The organism is Streptomyces sp. CB09001 (genome assembly GCF_003369795.1).
GTDB lineage: Bacteria > Actinomycetota > Actinomycetes > Streptomycetales > Streptomycetaceae > Streptomyces.
In genome coordinates, this window is the sequence record NZ_CP026730.1 from 2,870,503 (window position 1) to 2,888,332 (window position 17,830).

Annotated in this window: 14 protein-coding genes; 5 read left to right on the top strand and 9 right to left on the bottom strand. The window is 72.9% G+C overall.

The genetic code is table 11. The features are described from left to right. The first annotated feature begins 171 nt into the window (after nucleotides 1–171). Complete coding sequence (locus C4J65_RS13215; RefSeq protein WP_115742597.1) at nucleotides 172–687, top strand: GNAT family N-acetyltransferase; 516 nt, start codon at nucleotides 172–174, stop codon at nucleotides 685–687. Here C4J65_RS13215 and C4J65_RS13220 read toward each other — a convergent pair. Beyond that, a complete protein-coding gene (locus C4J65_RS13220) occupies nucleotides 684–1,445 on the bottom strand; it encodes a class III extradiol ring-cleavage dioxygenase (RefSeq protein WP_115746431.1) in 762 nt (253 codons plus the stop codon). The two genes, C4J65_RS13215 and C4J65_RS13220, sit on opposite strands and share 4 nt — an antisense overlap. A gap of 119 nt (nucleotides 1,446–1,564) precedes the next feature. Between C4J65_RS13220 and C4J65_RS13225 the strand changes: the two genes are divergently transcribed. Further along, nucleotides 1,565–2,056, top strand: a complete 492-nt coding sequence (locus C4J65_RS13225) for a MarR family transcriptional regulator (RefSeq protein ID WP_011028826.1) — start codon at nucleotides 1,565–1,567, stop codon at nucleotides 2,054–2,056. 101 nt (nucleotides 2,057–2,157) lie between these two features. On the opposite strand, the gene C4J65_RS13230 is transcribed toward C4J65_RS13225, so the two are convergent. Then, the gene (locus tag C4J65_RS13230; RefSeq protein WP_115742598.1) at nucleotides 2,158–3,702 is read right to left on the bottom strand and encodes an MFS transporter; all 1,545 of its coding nucleotides are present in this window, start codon (nucleotides 3,700–3,702) and stop codon (nucleotides 2,158–2,160) included. 141 nt (nucleotides 3,703–3,843) lie between these two features. Continuing rightward, complete coding sequence (locus C4J65_RS13235; RefSeq protein WP_205351002.1) at nucleotides 3,844–4,497, bottom strand: TetR/AcrR family transcriptional regulator; 654 nt, start codon at nucleotides 4,495–4,497, stop codon at nucleotides 3,844–3,846. 325 nt (nucleotides 4,498–4,822) lie between these two features. Here C4J65_RS13235 and C4J65_RS13240 point away from each other — a divergent pair, with 325 nt between their 5' ends. Beyond that, nucleotides 4,823–6,121: a M6 family metalloprotease domain-containing protein gene (locus C4J65_RS13240; protein ID WP_115742600.1), complete on the top strand. Its 1,299-nt coding sequence runs from the start codon at nucleotides 4,823–4,825 to the stop codon at nucleotides 6,119–6,121. A gap of 58 nt (nucleotides 6,122–6,179) precedes the next feature. Continuing rightward, complete coding sequence (locus C4J65_RS13245; protein WP_115742601.1) at nucleotides 6,180–7,778, top strand: IclR family transcriptional regulator C-terminal domain-containing protein; 1,599 nt, start codon at nucleotides 6,180–6,182, stop codon at nucleotides 7,776–7,778. Nucleotides 7,779–7,992: 214 nt separating this feature from the next. On the opposite strand, the gene C4J65_RS36605 is transcribed toward C4J65_RS13245, so the two are convergent. From C4J65_RS36605 to C4J65_RS13280, 6 genes are all read right to left on the bottom strand, one after another. Continuing rightward, nucleotides 7,993–9,390, bottom strand: coding sequence for a 3-deoxy-7-phosphoheptulonate synthase class II (locus C4J65_RS36605; protein ID WP_115746432.1), 1,398 nt, complete (start codon nucleotides 9,388–9,390; stop codon nucleotides 7,993–7,995). A gap of 245 nt (nucleotides 9,391–9,635) precedes the next feature. Beyond that, nucleotides 9,636–10,412, bottom strand: a complete 777-nt coding sequence (trpC, locus tag C4J65_RS13260) for an indole-3-glycerol phosphate synthase TrpC (RefSeq protein WP_115742602.1) — start codon at nucleotides 10,410–10,412, stop codon at nucleotides 9,636–9,638. Then, nucleotides 10,409–11,440 (bottom strand): anthranilate phosphoribosyltransferase, encoded by a 1,032-nt coding sequence (gene trpD / locus C4J65_RS13265; RefSeq protein WP_115742603.1) that lies wholly within the window; start codon nucleotides 11,438–11,440, stop codon nucleotides 10,409–10,411. The genes trpC and trpD overlap by 4 nt, the downstream gene beginning before the upstream one ends. Next, nucleotides 11,433–11,987 carry an aminodeoxychorismate/anthranilate synthase component II gene (locus C4J65_RS13270; RefSeq protein ID WP_162833574.1) on the bottom strand — a complete coding sequence of 185 codons (555 nt, stop codon included), beginning with the start codon at nucleotides 11,985–11,987 and terminating at the stop codon, nucleotides 11,433–11,435. Before C4J65_RS13270 ends, trpD begins: the two co-directional genes overlap by 8 nt. Before the next feature lie 80 nt (nucleotides 11,988–12,067). Continuing rightward, nucleotides 12,068–13,576, bottom strand: a complete 1,509-nt coding sequence (locus C4J65_RS13275) for a chorismate-binding protein (RefSeq protein ID WP_115742605.1) — start codon at nucleotides 13,574–13,576, stop codon at nucleotides 12,068–12,070. Further along, complete coding sequence (locus tag C4J65_RS13280; protein ID WP_162833161.1) at nucleotides 13,573–14,619, bottom strand: class I SAM-dependent methyltransferase; 1,047 nt, start codon at nucleotides 14,617–14,619, stop codon at nucleotides 13,573–13,575. Before C4J65_RS13280 ends, C4J65_RS13275 begins: the two co-directional genes overlap by 4 nt. Before the next feature lie 265 nt (nucleotides 14,620–14,884). Here C4J65_RS13280 and C4J65_RS13285 point away from each other — a divergent pair, with 265 nt between their 5' ends. Beyond that, nucleotides 14,885–17,275, top strand: coding sequence for an HAD-IC family P-type ATPase (locus C4J65_RS13285; RefSeq protein WP_115742606.1), 2,391 nt, complete (start codon nucleotides 14,885–14,887; stop codon nucleotides 17,273–17,275). The last annotated feature ends 555 nt before the right edge of the window (nucleotides 17,276–17,830 follow it).

Sequence of the window (17,830 nt, forward strand, 5' to 3'; positions counted from 1 at the left end):
CGCTCGGGCGCCTTGCGGGGTTGTCTCCGTGTCTCCAGCCCCTCTCGGGACTCTCCTCGGGTGCCCTGCATCCGATGGAAACAACGACTGGAATCCGGACAGAATTCCCAACCCGCCCCTCGATTTTTCTGATCATGCAGTATCCTGTGCCGCCACAAGGGGAGGGCGGGGATGCCGGGAACCGCGGAGGTCCAGGTCAGACCGGGAGTCGAGGAGGACCTCAAGGGACTCACCGACCTCTACAACCATTACGTACGTGAGACGCCCCTCACGTTCGACACCGAGCCGTTCACCCCGGAAGAGCGCCGCCCCTGGCTGCTCTCCCACCCTGAAGACGGCCCGTACCGCCTCAGGGTTGCCACGGCCGCGGACTCACAGGAGATTCTGGGGTACGCCACATCCAGCCCCTACCGCGCCAAGCCCGCCTACGCGACCTCGGTGGAGACCACCGTCTACGTCGCCCCGGGGGCCGGCGGCCGCGGCATCGGCTCGCTCCTCTACACGTCCCTCTTCGACGCCCTGGCCACCGAGGACCTGCACCGGGCCTACGCGGGCATCGCCCAGCCCAACGAGGCGTCGGGGCGACTGCACGCGCGCTTCGGCTTCCGGCACGTGGGCACGTACCGCGAGGTGGGCCGCAAGTTCGGGCGGTACTGGGACGTGGCCTGGTACGAGAGGCCGCTCTAGCCGAACTGCACCGACCGCTTGGCCAGGCCCATCCAGAACCCGTCGATCACCGACCGCCGCAGGTCCAGCTCACCGGCCGCGTCCGCCGCGCCCATGGTCACGAACAGGGGCGCGAAGTGCTCGGTGCGCGGGTGGGCGAGCCGTCCCGCCGGGGACTTGTGGGCGAAGTCGAGCAGCCCGTCCACGTCCCCGCCCTCCAGCGCGCGCCGGCCCCAGTCGTCGAACTCCGCGGACCAGGAGGGGATGCCGCCCTGGCGCAGCGCGGCCAGGTTGTGGGTGAAGAAGCCGGAGCCGATGATCAGCACGCCCTCGTCGCGCAGCGGCGCGAGCCTGCGGCCGATCTCCATGAGCCGCGCCGGGTCGAGGGTCGGCATGGAGACCTGGAGGACCGGGATGTCGGCGCCGGGGTACATCTCCACCAGCGGCACGTAGGCGCCGTGGTCGAGGCCGCGGTCGGGGACGTCCTGCACGGGGGTGCCGGGGGCACGCAGCAGCTTGCGCACGGACTCGGCGAGCGCGGGTGCGCCGGGCGCTCCGTAACGCACCTGGTAGTAGTGGTCCGGGAAGCCCCAGAAGTCGTAGACGAGGGGGACGGTCCGGGTGGCGCCGAGGGCGAGCGGGGCCTCCTCCCAGTGGGCGGAGACGACGAGGATCGCCTTGGGGCGGGGCAGCTCCGCGGCCCACGCGGCCAGCTCGCCGGGCCAGACGGGGTCGTCGGCGAGCGGCGGGGCGCCGTGACTGAGGTAGAGGGCGGGCATGCGCTCCCGGACGGCGGCGGCCATGACTACTCCAATACTTGAACTCTCAATCTTTACTTGCCATCAATCTACGCCGACTTTGTTGAATATTCAAGGAACCGTTTCGTACAGTGGGACACATGAACGACGAACCCCGTTGGCTCACCGCCGAGGAGCAGCTCGTCTGGCGCTCCTACATCGAGGCGGCGACCCTCCTCGAGGACCACCTCGACCGGCAGCTCCAGCGCGACGCGGGCATGCCGCACGTCTACTACGGCCTGCTGGTCAAGCTGGCCGAGTCACCGCGCCGGCGGCTGCGGATGACGGAGCTGGCCAAGTACGCGAAGATCACCCGGTCCCGCCTCTCGCACGCGGTGGCGCGCCTGGAGAAGAACGGCTGGGTCCGTCGCGAGGACTGCCCCTCCGACAAGCGCGGCCAGTTCGCCATCCTCACCGACGAGGGGTACGAGGTGCTGCGCCGGACCGCACCGGGCCACGTCGACGCCGTGCGCCAGGCGGTCTTCGACCGGCTCACCCCGGAACAGCAGAAGTCCCTCGGCGAGATCATGCGGATCGTCGCCGAGGGACTTCAGCCGAGCGAAGCGGGTGCGGACCTGCCCTGGCTGCGCTGAGAAGCGCGGCCGGGGCAGGTCCGGGGGAACCGTGCGTACGGGGCGTCCCCTCCCCGTACGCACGGGTGGAACAGGGGCCCGAGCGGGTACCGGGGCGGTCGTCAGTGGGCGACGACCGGCACCCGCAGCTCGTCCTCGGCCTCGTCGCCCGCACCGGAGCCGGTGACGGCGCCGCCGCCCGGACGACCGGCGTTGATGAAGGTCAGGGCGATCGCGGCCGCGACGACCAGGATGCCGACGGCGAACCAGATCGCGCTGGTGTAGCCCTGCACCTGGCCCTCCAGCTGGACCAGCTGCTGCTGGGACCGGGAGGCCGCGCCACCCATGTGGTCGGCGATGTAGGACGTGGTGGCGGAGGCGGCGATCGTGTTCAGCAGCGCCGTACCGATCGCGCCGCCCACCTGCTGCGAGGTGTTGACCATCGCGGAGGCGACACCGGCGTCCCGGGCCTCCACGCCCATGGTGGCCATGGACATGGCCGGCATGAACGCCGTACCCATACCGAGGCCGAGCAGCAGCATGCCGGGCAGCAGCACACCGGCGTAGGAGGTGTTGACCTCCAGCTGGGTCAGGAACAGCATGCCGACGGCGGCGACCAGGAAGCCGGGGCCCATCAGCAGCCGGGGCGCGACCCGGGTCATCAGCCGGGCACCGATCTGCGTGGAGCCCGTGATCATGCCCGCGATCATCGGCAGGAAGGCGAAGCCGGTCTTCACCGGCGTGTAGCCCTTCACGATCTGCAGGTAGTAGGTCAGGAAGAGGAACAGGCCGAACATCGCGATGATGGCCAGGCCCAGCGAGAGGTAGATCCCGCCCCGGTTGCGCTCGGTGATGACGCGCAGCGGCAGCAGCGGGGCCTTGACCCGGGACTCCACGATCACGAAGGCCAGCAGCAGCACGGCCGAGCCGACGAACATGCCGATCGTCGTCGCGTCGCTCCAGCCGTTGGACTCGGCGCGGGTGAAGCCGTAGACCAGCGCGACCAGTCCGAGGGTGGACAGGATGACGCCGGGGATGTCGAGCGGCGAGCGGTTGCGGCCGCCCTTGGGCTCACGGATGACGAGGTACGCGCCGGCCGCGGCGACGATCGCGAACGGAATGTTGACGAAGAACGTCCAGCGCCAGTTCAGGTACTCGGTGAGGAAGCCACCGAGGATCAGGCCCACGGCGCCGCCGCCACCGGCGATCGCACCGTAGATGCCGAACGCCTTGGCGCGCTCCTTGGCGTCCGTGAACATCACGGCGAGCAGGGAGAGCGCGGCGGGCGCGAGCAGGGCACCGAAGACGCCCTGGAGGGCGCGGGAGCCGAACATCATCGCCTCGTTGGTGGCCGCGCCGCCCAGCGCGGAGGCGACGGCGAAGCCGGCCAGGCCGAGGACGAAGGTGCGCTTGCGGCCCCACAGGTCGGCTATCCGGCCGCCGAACAGCAGCAGACCGCCGAAGGCGAGGGCGTAGGCCGTGACGACCCACTGCCGGTTGCCGTCGGAGATGCCGAGGTCCTGCTGTGCGGAGGGGAGGGCGATGTTCACGATGGTGGCGTCGAGGACCACCATCAGCTGGGCGAGCGCGATGAAGACCAGCGCTTTCCAGCGACCGGCGTCCGGGGCGTCACTGACGCCGGACGCCTTGACGGCTGCTTGAGACATGGGGATACCCACTTCGGACTTCGTGACGGAAAAAGATGAGAAAAGGGACGAATCGACCCGCGCTGACGGCCCGCCCTCAGCGGCGGTGCTGACGGCTCGGCGTCGGTGACGGAACGTGCTGAACTGGCTGAACTGGCTGAACTACTGGTCGCAGGGCCGGCGCAGGTCCTCCAGCGTCACTGCCGGACCCGGAAGGACGGAGCGGGCAGGAGCCCGCAGCCCGTCCAGGAACAGCTGAAGATGGCGATGGACGAACCGGTCGGCGCTCACGCACCCCAGACCGGCCGGGGGCCGGCTGAGCTGGGCCGCGGCGATCATCAGATCACCGACGCCCACGTCGCCGCGGAGCTGACCGGCCGCCTTCGCCCGGTCCATGACCTCGGCGACCAGGCGCTCGACCCGTCCGCGGGACACCTCCAGGTCGGGGTGATGCTGGTCGAACGTGCTGGCCATCATGGGACACAGGGCGCTGATCCGCTCGTCGGCGGAGGCGTGCACGAAGCGCTCCAGCGCCTCGAACGCGTCACCGGTCTCCGCGAGGGCCAGCTCGGCCGCCCGTGCCGTACGGTCCATGACCGAACAGACGACCTCGCGGACGAGGGCGTCACGGTCGGGGAAGTTGCGGTACACCGTGGCGTTGCCCACCCCGGCCCGGCGGGCGACCTCGTCGAGCGGCACGTCCGGCCCGTGCTCGACGAACATCTCCCGGGCGGCGAGGACGATCCGCTCCCGATTGCGCAGAGCATCGGCGCGGGGCCGGGCAACCTTGCGCTGATCGGGGATCGCGGTCTGCACGGCGTACTCCTTGATGTCTGGCGTGTCTGTGGCGCCTGTGGTGTCTGTCACGGATGTGACGACTGGGTTCACGATCCGGGGAGGGAATCCCCGTTTCGCTCGGACACAGGTCTAAACGGGGAAACGATCCCCGGTTATTTCCCGCTTCCGAAGAACTTTCCGGTGACCTGAGTCACAACCGGCTCCCGGCCCGTCCCCCGGTCGGCGGCTACCGGTGAGAAACCCACGATCGGCCTCTCCAGCGCGCGCCCGCCCACCCCTCGGCACAGGGTGAGCGCAAGGGTGCAGCCGATGCCGGGCGGCTGCCGTGGCCGGGGAGGTCCGCATGCAGCCGCCGCCGCAGGCGCAGCCGCCGAGCCGCCGCATACGCCCGCGCAGACTGGCCGCGGCCGGGACCGTCGCCGTCCTGACCCTCGCGCTCAGCACCTCGGCCGGCACCGGCCGGCTCGCGCCCGGCACCTCGACCGCGGGCCCCGGCCCCGCCGCCCTCTCCCGCTCCTCCGCGCACGGCCCCTGCATGATCAGCGGCGGCGCCGAGATCCAGATGTCCGAGGGCGTGCCCACCTCCACCGGCTACGCCCGCTCGACCGGCACGGTCCGGGCGCTCAACCTGATGATCGACTTCTCGGACGCGCCCGGCGAGGGCAAGGCGCTCGACCGGTACGCGGAGTTCTTCCCGCAGACCGAGGAATGGTTCCGCACCAGCAGCTACGGCCGCCTCGACTACCGCCCCGAGACCCCGGTCCGGGACTGGCTGAGGATGCCCAAGTCGTTCGCGGAGTACGGCATAGAGCGCGGCGCCCCCTTCGAACCCGGCTACCGCAAGCTGGTCCAGGACCTGGTCGCGGCGGCCGACTCCAAGGTGGACTTCCGCTCGTACGACCTGCTGAACGTCCTGGTCACCCCGAACGCGGGCCCCTCCGCCCTGGACACGGTCCTGTCCGTGACCTTCGCCGGGAACCAGGAGGCCCCGGTCGCCGACGGCGTGCCGGTGGCCAACGCCTCCTTCGTCTACTCCCGGCAGGACGACGGATCCGGCTCCTACGACGAGACCGGCTACCGCGTGCTCCCGCACGAGAACGGCCACGTCTTCGGCCTCCCGGACCTCTACACCCAGGAGGGCGGCGGAGCCGTCGGCCACTGGGACATCATGAGCGAGGACTGGGGCGCCAACAACGACCTCCTGGGCTGGCACAAGTGGAAGCTGGGCTGGCTCGACCCGTCCCAGGTGCACTGCGCCACCGCGCCGGGGACCACGGAGTACACGCTGACCCCGCTGGCCCGCAAGGGCGGCGACAAGCTGGTCGTCCTCCCGCTGAGCGGCACCTCCGGCTACGCCGTCGAACTGCGCACCCGCGAGGGCAACGACGAGACGGTGTGCCGGCCCGGCGTACTGGTCTACAAGGTCGACGCGGACGTCGACACGGGCATGGGCCCGGTACGGGTGTACGACTCCCGGCGCGACAGCGGCGGCTGCACCCGCAGCCCCAACGTCCACGCCGAACTCTCGGACGCCGCCTTCACCGCGGGCGAGACCTTCAAGGACCCGCGCAAGGGCGTCACGATCAGGGTGTCGGAGAAGGACGGCGAGGGAGACGTCCGGGTGCGGGTGACGCGGCGGTGACCGCCGGGCGATCGGGGCTACCGTAGGCGGCCTGCCGTGATCGCCGTACGGAGAGCCGATGCCCGCCCACACCACTGACGACGCCGCCCGCGCCCCGGCCGAGGCGGTCGCGCCGCTGCTGCGCGGCATCGCCGTACTCGGCCGGCTGACCGAGGCGGACGACGGCACCCTCAGCCTCAGTGCCCTGGAGCGGACCACCGGCCTGGCCCGCTCCACGGTCGACCGCCTCACGGCGACCCTCGCCCGCATGGGGTACGTCCGCCTCGACGGCCGCGACGTGACCCTGGCCCCCCGCCTGATGGAGCTGGGCAACGCCTATCTCGCCGCGCTCCGCCTCCCCGCCCTGCTCTCCGCCCGCGCCGACGCCCTGGCCGACGAACTGGACGAGTCCGTGTCCCTGGCGGTCGGCGACCGGGACGGCATCCGCTTCATCCACCAGGCCACCCGGCGCCGCGCCATGTCCCTGAGCTTCCGCATCGGCGACCTGCTGCCGGCCGAACGCACGGCCCCGGGCCCCCTGTTCGCCGCGGAATGGACCGAACCGGACTGGCACCGCTGGCGGGAACGCCGGGCCACGGACCCGGGAGACCACTCCTTCCCCGCCGTGCCGCCGCGCGAACCCGGCACCCCCGGCGAACACGACGTCCCCGACGAGGACTTCGCCCGGCGGGCGGCGAAGGCGGCGGCCGACGGCTGGGCGCTGGACGACCAGCTGATCGAACCGGGCCTGGTCGCGGTGTCGGTCCCGGTACGGGACCCCGGCACCGGCCGGGTGGCGTGCGTGGCCAGCGTGGTGAGCCACACCAGCCGCCACACGGCGCCGGACCTGCGGGCGGCCCTGCTCCCCGGGCTGCGGGCGGCGGTCGCGGCGATGGAGGACGACCTGCGCACCGCGCCGGCCCCGGCACCGGGACCGCCGCGCGCCGGCCTGGCCCTGTGGACGGGCGCGTCCAAGCAGGAACTGGGCCGGGAGTTCGTCGAGTCCCTGGCCCGCGGCCTGACCGTACTGACCGCCTTCGGCGAGGGCCGCTCCGCGCTGACCCTGACCCAGGTCGCACAGGCGACCGGCCTGGCCCGCGCCACCGCCCGCCGGGCACTGCTCACCCACGCACACGCGGGCCTGGTGGCGTCCGGCGCCGACCACACCTTCACCCTCACCCCCCGGGTCCTGTCCCTCGGCTTCCCGCCGCTGTCCCGCACCTCCCTCCCCGAGATCGCCCAGCCCCACCTGACGGCCCTGGCCGACCGCGTCCACGAGTCGGCGTCCCTCGCCGTCCTGTCGGACTCGGGCGAGGAGATCCAGTACACGGCCCGGGCAGCCGCCGCCCGCGTCCTGAGCGCCCGGGTCACGGTCGGCGCCCGGCTGCCGGCCCGTGCGACGGCGCTGGGCCGTGTCCTGCTGGCCCTGCCCGAGGTCCGGGCGCGGGGCTACGCCCTGGTCGACGAGGAGCTGGAGGCCGGGCTGCGCGCCATCGCGGTCCCGGTGCGGGACCGTACGGGGCGGGTGGTGGCGGCCCTGAACGTCGCGCTGCACGCGGCCCGCCGGACGTCGGACGACTGCGTGGCGCAGATCCTGCCGGAGCTGCGGCACACGGCGGACCTGATCGAGACCGAGCTGCGGGTGGCGGGGCGTTTCTGCCGCGTGGCGGCCGTCTGACCGCCGGTGGGAGGCAGGCAGCGGCCCGGGGGCGGCGGGTCCGGACTCTGCGGACCCGCCGCCCCCGGGCCGGTTGCGCCGGGAGCCTGCGGGGGAATTTTCAGGCCCCTGCGCACGAGGGTACGGAGACCGTTCACGGCGGCGCACCTGGCGTTCGTCAGGTACGGGTCTTACCTTCGGCAGTACGCCGGCCGGGCGGCAGCACGCCCCGCCCTCATGCCGCGCCGCGCAGTTCGCGCAGGAACCGGGCGACGTGGAAGGCGAGTTCGATCGACTGGGCGGCGTTCAGCCGGGGGTCGCAGGCCGTCTCGTACCTGCTGGCCAGGTGGGTGTCCAGCACCTCGTCGAGGTCGCCGCCCAGGCACTCGGTGACGTCGTCGCCGGTGAGTTCGAGGTGGATTCCGCCCGGGTGCAGGCCCTCCTCGCGGTGCACCGCGAAGAACTCGGCCACCTCGGTGGTGATGTCCGACAGCCTGCGGGTCTTGTAGCCGCTCTCGGAGACGAAGGTGTTCCCGTGCATGGGGTCGCAGGCCCACACCGGCGTGTGCCCGGCGTCCCGCACGGCCCGCAGCAGCGGCGGCAGCAGCTCCGCGCCCCGCCCGGCGCCGAGCCTGCTGATCAGGACGAGCCTGCCCGGCGCCCGGTCCGGGTCCAGCCGCTCGCACAGTTCCCGCAGGTCGGCGACGCTCATGGTGGGGCCCACCTTGACGCCGACCGGGTTGTCCACCCCGGCGAGCAGTTCGACGTGCGCGCCGTCCACGCGGCGGGTGCGGTCGCCGATCCACAGCAGGTGCGCACTGGTGTCGAACCAGCCCCGCCGCTTCTCGTCGTACCGGATCAGCGCCTGCTCGTACTGCGGCAGCAGCGCCTCGTGCGAGGTGTAGAGCTGTACTTGGTGCAGGGCGGCCTGGGAGCGGGTGTCCAGGCCGCAGGCGGACATGAACCTGAGGGCCCAGGTGATGTCGTCGGCGGCCTTCTCGTACCGCTGTCCGGCGGAGCTGCTCCGGACGAACTCCTGGTTCCAGTCGTGGACCTGGCCCAGGTCGGCGTAGCCGCCCAGGGTCAGCGCCCGCAGTACGTTCAGGGCCGCCGAGGCGTGGTGGTAGGCGCTCAGCAGCCGGCCCGGGTCCGGGCGGCGGGCCTCGGCGGTGAACTCGGGTCCGTTGACGATGTCCCCGCGGTAGGCGGGCAGTTCGACGCCGTCGACGGTTTCCGTGGGGCGGCTGCGGGGCTTGCCGAACTGACCGGCGATCCTGCCCACCTTCACCACCGGCAGACCGGAGCCGTAGGTGAGCAGGATGGCCACCTGGAGGATGACCCGGAGTTTGCCGCGCACCCCGGCCTCGGTGCAGGAGCCGAACCGCTCCGCGCAGTCGCCCGCCTGGAGCAGGAAGCCCTCCCCCGCGGCGACCTGGGCCAGGGAGCGGCGCAGGTCGAGGATCTCGTCGGGGAGCACCAGGGGCGGCCTGAGGGCGAGGGTGTCCTCCACGTCGCGCAGTTCCCCGGGGTCGGGCCACTCCGGCTGCTGCGCGGCCGGCCGGCTCCGCCACGAGCCGGGGCTCCACCAGCCCCGCCCGCCGCCGCCCGCGGAACCGTTCGGTTCCGGAGCCACCGTGCCGGTCCCGACCGGAGCCGACGCGCCGGTCCCGACCGAGGCCGACGTGCCGGTCCCGACCGAGGCCGGCGTGCCAGTCCCGGCCGGAGCCGACGCTCCGGTCCCGACCGGAGCCGACGCGCCAGTCCCGACCGAGGCCGACGTGCCGGTCCCGTCCGAGGCCGGCGTGCCAGTTCCGTCCGAGGCCGGCGTGCCGGTCCCGTCCGGGGCCGTGTGGGGTTTCGTGTACGTGTGGCTCGGCGTCATCCGACCAGCTCCTTGATCGTGGCGCCGGGGTCGCCGGCCCGCATGAGCAGTTCTCCGACCAGGACCGCGTCGACTCCGGCCCCTTCCAGCGCGCGGGCGTCGGGTGCGCCGCGGACGCCGCTCTCCCCGACCATGACCCGCCCGGTGCCCACCCGCCCCCGCAGTCGGGCCGAAAGGGTCCGGTCGATCGAGAAGTCCCGCAGGTCGCGGTGGTTGACGCCGATGACGTCGGCGCCCGCCGCGAGGGCCACGTCCACCTCCCGTTCGTCGTGCACCTCGACCAGCGCCTCCATGCCGCAGGCACGGGTGCGCGCCAGGAGTGCGGCGAGCCGTTCGGGGCTGAGCGCGGCGACGATCAGCAGCAGCGCGTCGGCGCCGAGCGCCCGGGCCTCCAGGACCTGGTACTCGTCGACGACGAAGTCCTTGCGCAGCACGGGAAGTTCGCAGGCGGCGCGGGCGACGGCCAGGTGGTCCGGGCTGCCGCCGAAGCCCGCCTCGTGGGTGAGCACCGACACGGCGTGGGCGCCGCCGCCCTGATAGGCGCGGGCCAGTTCGGCCGGGCGGTAGTCGTCGGTGAGCGGCCCCTTGGAGGGGCTGCGGGGCTTCATCTCGGCGATGACGCCGAGCCCGGGTTCGCGCAGGGCGGCGGCGAAGTCCCGGGCCGGGGGCGCCGCGGCGGCCAGCTCGGTCAGCTTCGCCTCGGTGCGCAGCGCGCGCCGGCGCCCGGTCTGCAGCTCGGCCTCGGCGACGAGGCCGGCGAGGATGCCGCTCATGCCGGCACCTCCACCAGGTCCGCCCGCTGCCAGGAGGCGTGGGCCCAGCGGTCGAGCAGGTCGGCGGCGGCGCCCCCGTCGACGGCGGACGCGGCCAGCCGCAGCCCGTCGGACCAGGTGCCGGCCAGGTCGGCGACCCGCAGCGCCGCGGCGGCGTTGAGCAGGACGACGTCCCGCGCGGGCCCGCCCTCCCCGGCCAGGACACGGCGCAGGACGGCCGCGTTGACGGTGCGGCCGCCGCCGGCCAGGTCGCCGGGGCGGGAGCGGGCCAGCCCGTGCTCCGCGGCGTCGAAGCGGTGGGTGGTGCGCCGTCCGTCGCGCAGTTCGACCAGGTGGGCGGGGGCTCCGGTGCTCAGTTCGTCCATGCCGTCCGCGCTGTGGAAGACCAGGGCGCGGGTGACGCCGAGCCGTTCGAGGACCTCGGTCATCGGTTCCACCAGCTCGCGGCTCGGCACCCCCAGGGTGCGCAGCCGGGCGCCCGAGGGGTTGCACAGCGGTCCCAGCAGGTTGAAGACGGTCCGCGCGCCCAGTTCCCGGCGCGGTCCCGCCGTGTGCCGGAAGGCCGGGTGGAAGACCGGGGCGAACAGGAAGGTGATCCCGGTGCGGTCCAGGCAGGCCGCGGCCTCCTCGGCGCCGAGGTCGATGCGGACGCCCAGTTCCTCCAGCACGTCGGCGCTGCCGCAGGCGGAGGACGCGCTGCGGTTGCCGTGCTTGGCGACCCGTGCCCCGCAGGCGGCGGCGACGATCGCGGCGGCGGTGGAGATGTTGAAGGTGTTCAGTCCGTCGCCGCCGGTCCCGCAGGTGTCGAGCAGATCACCGCCCGCGCGTGGCACCGGCGTGGCGAACTCCTGGGCGGCGCGGGCCATGCCGACCAGGTCGTCGGGGGAGGCGCCGCGCACCGTGACGCCCAGCGCGAACCCGGCGATCTGGGCCGCCGTGGCCTCGCCGCGCATGATCACGCGCATCGCCTCGGCCGCCTCGGCCTCGGTGAGGGGCCGCCGTACGAGCGTTCTCAGTGACTCAATCATCGGCGCACTCCAGGAAGTTCGCGATCAGCTGCTTGCCCTCGGGGCTGAGCACCGACTCGGGGTGGAACTGCACCCCGTGGACCGGGTACGTGCGGTGGCGCAGGCCCATGACCGTGCCGTCCGCGGTTCGGGCCGTGACGGTCAGCTCGTCCGGCAGTCCGACGGGCTCGACCACGAGTGAGTGGTAGCGGGTGGCAGAGAACGGGTCGGGCAGGCCGGCGAACACCCCGCCGCCGTCGTGGTGCACGGCGCTGGCCTTGCCGTGCACCTGCTCGCCGCGCACCACCGAGCCGCCGTAGGCGACGGCGACGGCCTGGTGGCCCAGGCACACGCCGAGGACGGGCAGCCGTGCGCCGAGTTCGCGGACCGCGTCCACGCAGATGCCGGCGCCGGCGGGGGTGCCGGGGCCCGGCGAGAGCAGCAGGAGGTCGAACCCGGCGAGGTCGGCGACGGTGACGGCGTCGTTGCGGAACACCGTGGGCCGGCCGCCCAGTTCGGCGACGTAGTGGACGAGGTTGTAGGTGAACGAGTCGTAGTTGTCGATCATCGCGACCCGTGGGCCCGCACCCGCTCGGGTGCCGGCGGGGGTGGTGGCGACGGTGGGGGTGGTGGCGGCGGCGGGGGCGTTCATGTCGCCGCCTCCGCCCGCCGTACGGCCGTGAGCATGGCGCGCGACTTGTGCAGGGTCTCGCGGAACTCGGCCGCGGGGTCGGAGTCGGCGACGATCCCGGCGCCCGCCTGGACGTGCACCTGGCCGTCGGCGACAACCATGGTGCGCAGGGCGATCGCGAAGTCGGTCAGGCCGTCCGCGCCGACGAAGCCGAGGGCGCCGCCGTACACGCCGCGCTGCTCGGGCTCCAGCTCGGCGATGATCTCCATGGCCCGGATCTTGGGCGCCCCGGAGAGCGTTCCGGCGGGGAAGGCGGAGCGCAGGGCGTCCAGCGCGTCCCGGCCCTCGGCGAGCCGTCCGCGCACGGTGGACGACAGGTGCATCACGTGCGAGAAGCGCTCGACCCGCATCAGCTGCTCCACCCGGACCGTGCCCGGTTCGGTGACCCGGCCCAGGTCGTTGCGGCCGAGGTCGACCAGCATGACGTGCTCGGCGCGCTCCTTCTCGTCGGCGCGCAACTCCCGCTCCAGCCGCAGGTCCTCGGCGGGGTCGGGGTGCCGGGGCCGGGTGCCGGCGAGGGGCCGGGTGCGCACCGTGCGGCCCTCCGCCTTGACTAGCAGTTCGGGCGAGGCGCCGATCACGTGCCGGCCGCCGCCCAGGCTCAGGTGGTACATGTACGGCGAGGGGTTGGTGGCCCGCAGGTGCCGGTACAGGTCGAGCGGCCGGGCGCGCAGCGGCCTGCTGAGCCGCCGGGAGAGCACGATCTGGAAGGCGTCACCGGCCGCGATGTGCTCCCGGGCACGGGCGACCCGCTCGGTGAACTGTGCCTCGGTGAGGTTCGCGGTCCAGCCCTCCGTCCCGTGGTCCGCCGGTGTGGCGGCGGCGAGCGGGCGGCCGGAGAAGACGGCGGGCGCCGGCGCGCGGCGCAGTACGCGGTTGAGGCGGACGATGCGGGCGACGGCGTCGTCGTAGGACTCGCGGGCCGGGCGGTACAGGGTCATCAGCAGGACGCGCCGGGTGGCGTGGTCGAAGACGACGAGGTCGTCGGCGGCGAGGAAGGCGGACTCGGGCAGTCCGGGCGGCGGTCCGGCGGCCAGGGGGAGGTCCTCGAAGTGGCGGGCCGCCTCGTAGCCGAGGTAGCCGACGACCCCGCCGTGGAACGGGGGCAGGCCGGGCACCGGGGCCACGGAGCGGGCCAGGTGGGTGCGGAGCGCGGTCAGCGGGTCGCCGCCGGGCAGCTCGAGCGGGACCGGGCGGTGACCGACGTACGAGTACCGTGCCACGCCGCCGGAGACCGGCACGCTCTCCAGCAGGAAGCCCGCCTCGTCCGGTCCGCACAGCTGGGCGAAGGCGGTGACGGGGCTGACCGAGTCGTCCAGGAACTCCTGGTGGAGCGGGACGACGTCGTGCTCGCGGGCGAGTGCCGCGGCGGCGGCGCGGTGCGGGACGGTGGCGCGGGCGGCCTCCTCGGCCTCCGCTGCGCCCGGTGCGTCCGTCGTGGGCGCCTCGGCGGCGTGGGTGGTCATGCCGCCTTCCCGGCGGTGGCCGTGACCCGGCCCACTCCGACGACGGCACGCCGCGGAATGGTGACGCGCCACCCGCCGGTGGCCTCCTCGCGGCGCAGTTCGCTCGCGGCGAGGCCGCCCGCGGCGTCCGGGTAGCGGAAGACGGCCTTGGCGGTCTCGGCCACCCAGCGGTACGCCTCCTGCTCGGTGCGCCCCTCGAAGACCTTGACCAGTCCGTACATGTTCAGCAGGTACCGGCCGATCTCCAGCTCCGCCTCCTCCGGGGTGGCGGCGACCGCGGTGTAGGGGTCGTCGATCTCCACGACCTCGCGGTGGTCGTAGCCGGCCTTCTCCAGGTATCCCTCGATCTCGTCCCGGGTGAAGTGCAGGAACTTGTGGCCGGTCGCCGAGTACACGTCTGTGACCTCCTCGAACCACACGTCCACGGGCGAGCCGACGAGGAAGTCGTGCAGGACGAACGTGCCGCCGGGGCGGAGCATCCGGCGGGCCTCGGTGGCCACCGTCTGCCGGTCCGAGGGCGGCACGTGGTGCGAGCCGTAGGCCAGCAGTACGGCGTCGACGCTGTGGTCGCGCAGCAGCGGCTGCTCGGCCCGCTGGAGCAGGGCGGGCACGCCGGCCGCCCACGCAGTGGTCACCATGTGGGGGGACGCGTCGCAGGTGAGGATGTTGAAGTCGCCGATGCCCAGGTCCTCGCAGACCTTGCGCACCAGTCCGTCGCCGCCGAGCAGGTCGACCAGGACGGGCCGGTCGCCGTCCGGGGTGCGGCGGGCGGTTTCGGCGAAGCCGAGGAGCTTCCTGATCCCCGTCTCGCGGGCGCGCCGGTTGAGGGTCTGGGCCTGTACGTACTCCACGCCCCGGCTGCCCTCCCCGTCGGCGCCGAAGTCGTCGTGCCGCCCGGGGGCGCCGGCCCTGGCCGTCTCCCAGGCGGCGATCCGCCGCGGGTCGGCGAGGGCGTGCAGCTCGGGGTGGCTGCGCCGCAGTTCCGCCAGCTGCCCCTGCACGTCGTCCCCGGTCACGGTGGGTCCGCTCGTCTGTGCGCGCATGCGTCGGGATCTCCTCGGGTGGGGGTGGACGCGGGCAAGACGATGCCCGCCGGGCCTGCGGGCACGACGGTAGGAGCGTCAACTTTCTCCTCGATATCGAACGGATTTCGCCCCGCCGGGCCAAGATCCGTCCCTGTCGAAAGTAAGGCCCAAGAGACGTCGTTCGTGCCTGGTGACGGCGGATGACGGGCTCCTACAGTCACTTCGCGGGGGACGCAGCCGAGACCGGAACTGAGCGCGGAGTCGAGCCCGGAGGGCGTCAGGGATGAAGAACCAGTTGGACGAGCCGGGGGGCGCGACCCGCGTCGGCGGGGGTGGCGGCCTGAGCGCGGCGGAGGTCGCCGAACGGGTCGCGGCGGGGCAGGTCAACGACGTACCGGCCCGGTCGAGCCGCACGATCGGGGAGATCGTCCGGAGCAACCTGTTCACGCGCATCAACGCGATCATCGGCGTGCTGTTCGTCATCGTGATGATCGTCGGGCCGGTGCAGGACGGTCTGTTCGGCGGCGTCATCCTGGCCAACACCGCGATCGGCATCATCCAGGAGGTGCGCGCCAAGCGGACCCTGGACCAGCTTGCGATCGTCGGCGAGAGCCGGCCCCGCGTGTGGCGGGACGGGCAGCGGCTGGAACTCAGCGCCTCCGACATCGTCATCGACGACTCCATCGACCTCGGTCAGGGCGACAAGATCGTGGTGGACGGCACGGTCACCACGGGCGACAACCTGGAGGTCGACGAGTCGCTGCTCACCGGCGAGGCCGACCCGGTGGTCAAACAGCCCGGCGACCCGGTGATGTCCGGCAGCTTCGTGGTGGCCGGCTCGGGGACGTTCACCGCCACCCGGGTGGGCAGGGAGGCGTACGCCTCGCAGCTCGCCGACGAGGCACGGCGCTTCAGCCTCGTCAACTCGGAGCTGCGCAACGGCATCGACCGGATCCTGAAGTTCGTCACCTACGCGATCGTCCCGGCGGGCATCGCGCTGATCATCACGCAGTTCGTGGTGAACGACGACGACTTCTCGGAGGCGATCCGGCGCATGGTGGGCGGCCTGGTCCCCATGGTGCCCGAGGGCCTGGTGCTGCTGACCTCGCTGGCCTTCGCGGTCGGCGTGGTCCGGCTCGGCAAGAAGCAGTGCCTCGTGCAGGAGCTGCCCGCCATCGAGGGGCTGGCCCGGGTGGACACGGTCTGCCTGGACAAGACGGGCACGCTCACCGAGGCGTCGATGGACGTCGACGAGGTCCTTCCGCTGCTGCCGGAGCTGCCGGTCGGCGCGGTGCTCGGCGCGCTGGGCGCCGCCGACGAGCGGCCCAACGCCAGTCTCCAGGCGATCATCGACTCGTACCCCGCTCCCGAGGGCTGGCGGCGCACCGCCACCGCGCCGTTCTCGTCCGCCCGGCGGTGGAGCGGCGCCTCCTTCGTCGAGCCCTCCGGCACGGAGTCGGCGTGGCTGCTGGGGGCGCCGGACACGATGCTGCCGGCCGGGCACTCGGTGCTCACCGCCGCCGACTCCTACGGAGCCCGGGGGCTGCGCGTCCTGCTCCTGGCGCGCAGCGACCGGTCGCTGGACGCGCTCATGGACGACCCCGCGGCCGTGCCCGACGCGGTCACGGCCGCCGCGCTCGTCGTCATCAAGCAGCGGGTGCGGCCGGAGGCGCGGGCCACCCTGGAGTACTTCGCCGACCAGGGCGTCACCGCGAAGGTGATCTCGGGCGACAACGCGGTCTCGGTGGGGGCCGTGGCGTCGAGCCTGTCGCTGCCCGGGGCGGAACGGCCGGTGGACGCCCGGTTCCTGCCGGAGGACCAGGCGGAACTGGCCGACGCGGTCGAGGAGAACACGGTCTTCGGCCGGGTGGGGCCGCAGCAGAAGCGGGACATGGTGGGCGCGCTCCAGTCCCGCGGGCACACCGTGGCGATGACGGGCGACGGCGTCAACGACGTCCTCGCGCTCAAGGACGCGGACATCGGCGTGGGGATGGGCTCGGGCAGTCCGGCCACCCGGGCGGTCGCGCAGATCGTCCTGCTGAACAACAACTTCTCGGCGCTGCCCTCGGTGGTCGCGGAGGGGCGCCGGGTCATCGGCAACATCGAGCGGGTGGCCAACCTGTTCCTCACCAAGACCGTCTATTCGGTGCTGATGGCGCTGGTCGTCGTGATCGCCCAGGTGCCCTACCCGTTCCTGCCGCGCCACATCACCCTGGTCGGGTCGCTGACCATCGGCATCCCCGCGTTCTTCCTGGCGCTCGCGCCCAACAAGGAGCGGGCCCGGTCCAACTTCGTCGGCCGGGTCCTCAGGTTCGCGATCCCGGCCGGCGCGCTCGCGGCCGCCGCGACCTCGGTCGCCTATCTGATCGCCCGGTCGGTGTACGACGACAACCTGGACGCCGAGACCTCGGCGGCGACCCTCGCGCTGTTCCTCACCGCCCTGTGGGCGCTGGCCGTCATCGCCCGCCCGTACACCTGGTGGCGCGTGCTGCTGGTGCTGACCATGGCGGTGAGCTTCGCCGTGGTGCTGGTGGTGCCCTACCTCCAGGAGTTCTTCCAGCTGAAGCTGGTCGGCGTCACCGCGCCGTGGGCGGCGGTCGCCTGTGCGGCGGTCGCCGGGCTGGTGCTGGAGTTCGTGTGGGCACGTATGCGGCGTCGTCTCGACGCCGAGTGAGCCCACCGGGCGGTCCACCCCCGTACCGCCCGGTGAAGAGGAGGGGACGCCCGGTCCGTGCCGGGCGTCCCCTCCGTCTTTGTGCGTCCCGCGCCGACCGGAACGACACGATCCGGCCAAACCTGCGCACCGGCGTGACCGGAGGAGTCGCCTCCGGGCAGCCCGCCGAGCGGCCCGCCGCGGCACCGGAACGAGCCCCGGCATCCGCCGCCACCAGCGGATTTCACATTCCTTACGCAATCCGCGGCGAAAGTAACCGGCAGGTAACCTCGGGGCCGAATCCAGGCCATCGGGGAATAGCAAACGGCGCACTGACGAAAGCCAGGGCGGAGACCTGCCGAAAGTTGAGTGTTGGATTCCAAGAAGATCCGTATTATTCCGACTGCAGGCAGGGGGGAGCCGGCTACGAAGGTTGAAATCCGCAGGTCAGATTGGGCCGGGTCGCAGGCAGCGCCGCACCGGCAACCACGACCGCGACTTTCGCGACGTTCCCCCTCACACTGACGCCCGGCCACCGGTCCGGGCGCATGGACCCGGAGGGAAGTGAGGACCCAC

Excerpts from the sequence above, each read along its gene's own strand:
- C4J65_RS13245 (WP_115742601.1), top strand. The coding sequence starts at position 6,180 with ATGCCCGCCCACACCACTGACGACGCCGCCCGCGCCCCGGCCGAGGCG.
- trpD (WP_115742603.1), bottom strand. The coding sequence starts at position 11,440 with ATGATTGAGTCACTGAGAACGCTCGTACGGCGGCCCCTCACCGAGGCC.
- C4J65_RS13225 (WP_011028826.1), top strand. The coding sequence starts at position 1,565 with ATGAACGACGAACCCCGTTGGCTCACCGCCGAGGAGCAGCTCGTCTGG.
- C4J65_RS13280 (WP_162833161.1), bottom strand. The coding sequence starts at position 14,619 with ATGCGCGCACAGACGAGCGGACCCACCGTGACCGGGGACGACGTGCAG.
- C4J65_RS13240 (WP_115742600.1), top strand. The coding sequence starts at position 4,823 with ATGCAGCCGCCGCCGCAGGCGCAGCCGCCGAGCCGCCGCATACGCCCG.
- C4J65_RS13275 (WP_115742605.1), bottom strand. The coding sequence starts at position 13,576 with ATGACCACCCACGCCGCCGAGGCGCCCACGACGGACGCACCGGGCGCA.
- C4J65_RS13270 (WP_162833574.1), bottom strand. The coding sequence starts at position 11,987 with ATGATCGACAACTACGACTCGTTCACCTACAACCTCGTCCACTACGTC.
- C4J65_RS13285 (WP_115742606.1), top strand. The coding sequence starts at position 14,885 with ATGAAGAACCAGTTGGACGAGCCGGGGGGCGCGACCCGCGTCGGCGGG.
- C4J65_RS13220 (WP_115746431.1), bottom strand. The coding sequence starts at position 1,445 with ATGCCCGCCCTCTACCTCAGTCACGGCGCCCCGCCGCTCGCCGACGAC.
- C4J65_RS13215 (WP_115742597.1), top strand. The coding sequence starts at position 172 with ATGCCGGGAACCGCGGAGGTCCAGGTCAGACCGGGAGTCGAGGAGGAC.
- C4J65_RS13230 (WP_115742598.1), bottom strand. The coding sequence starts at position 3,702 with ATGTCTCAAGCAGCCGTCAAGGCGTCCGGCGTCAGTGACGCCCCGGAC.
- trpC (WP_115742602.1), bottom strand. The coding sequence starts at position 10,412 with ATGAGCGGCATCCTCGCCGGCCTCGTCGCCGAGGCCGAGCTGCAGACC.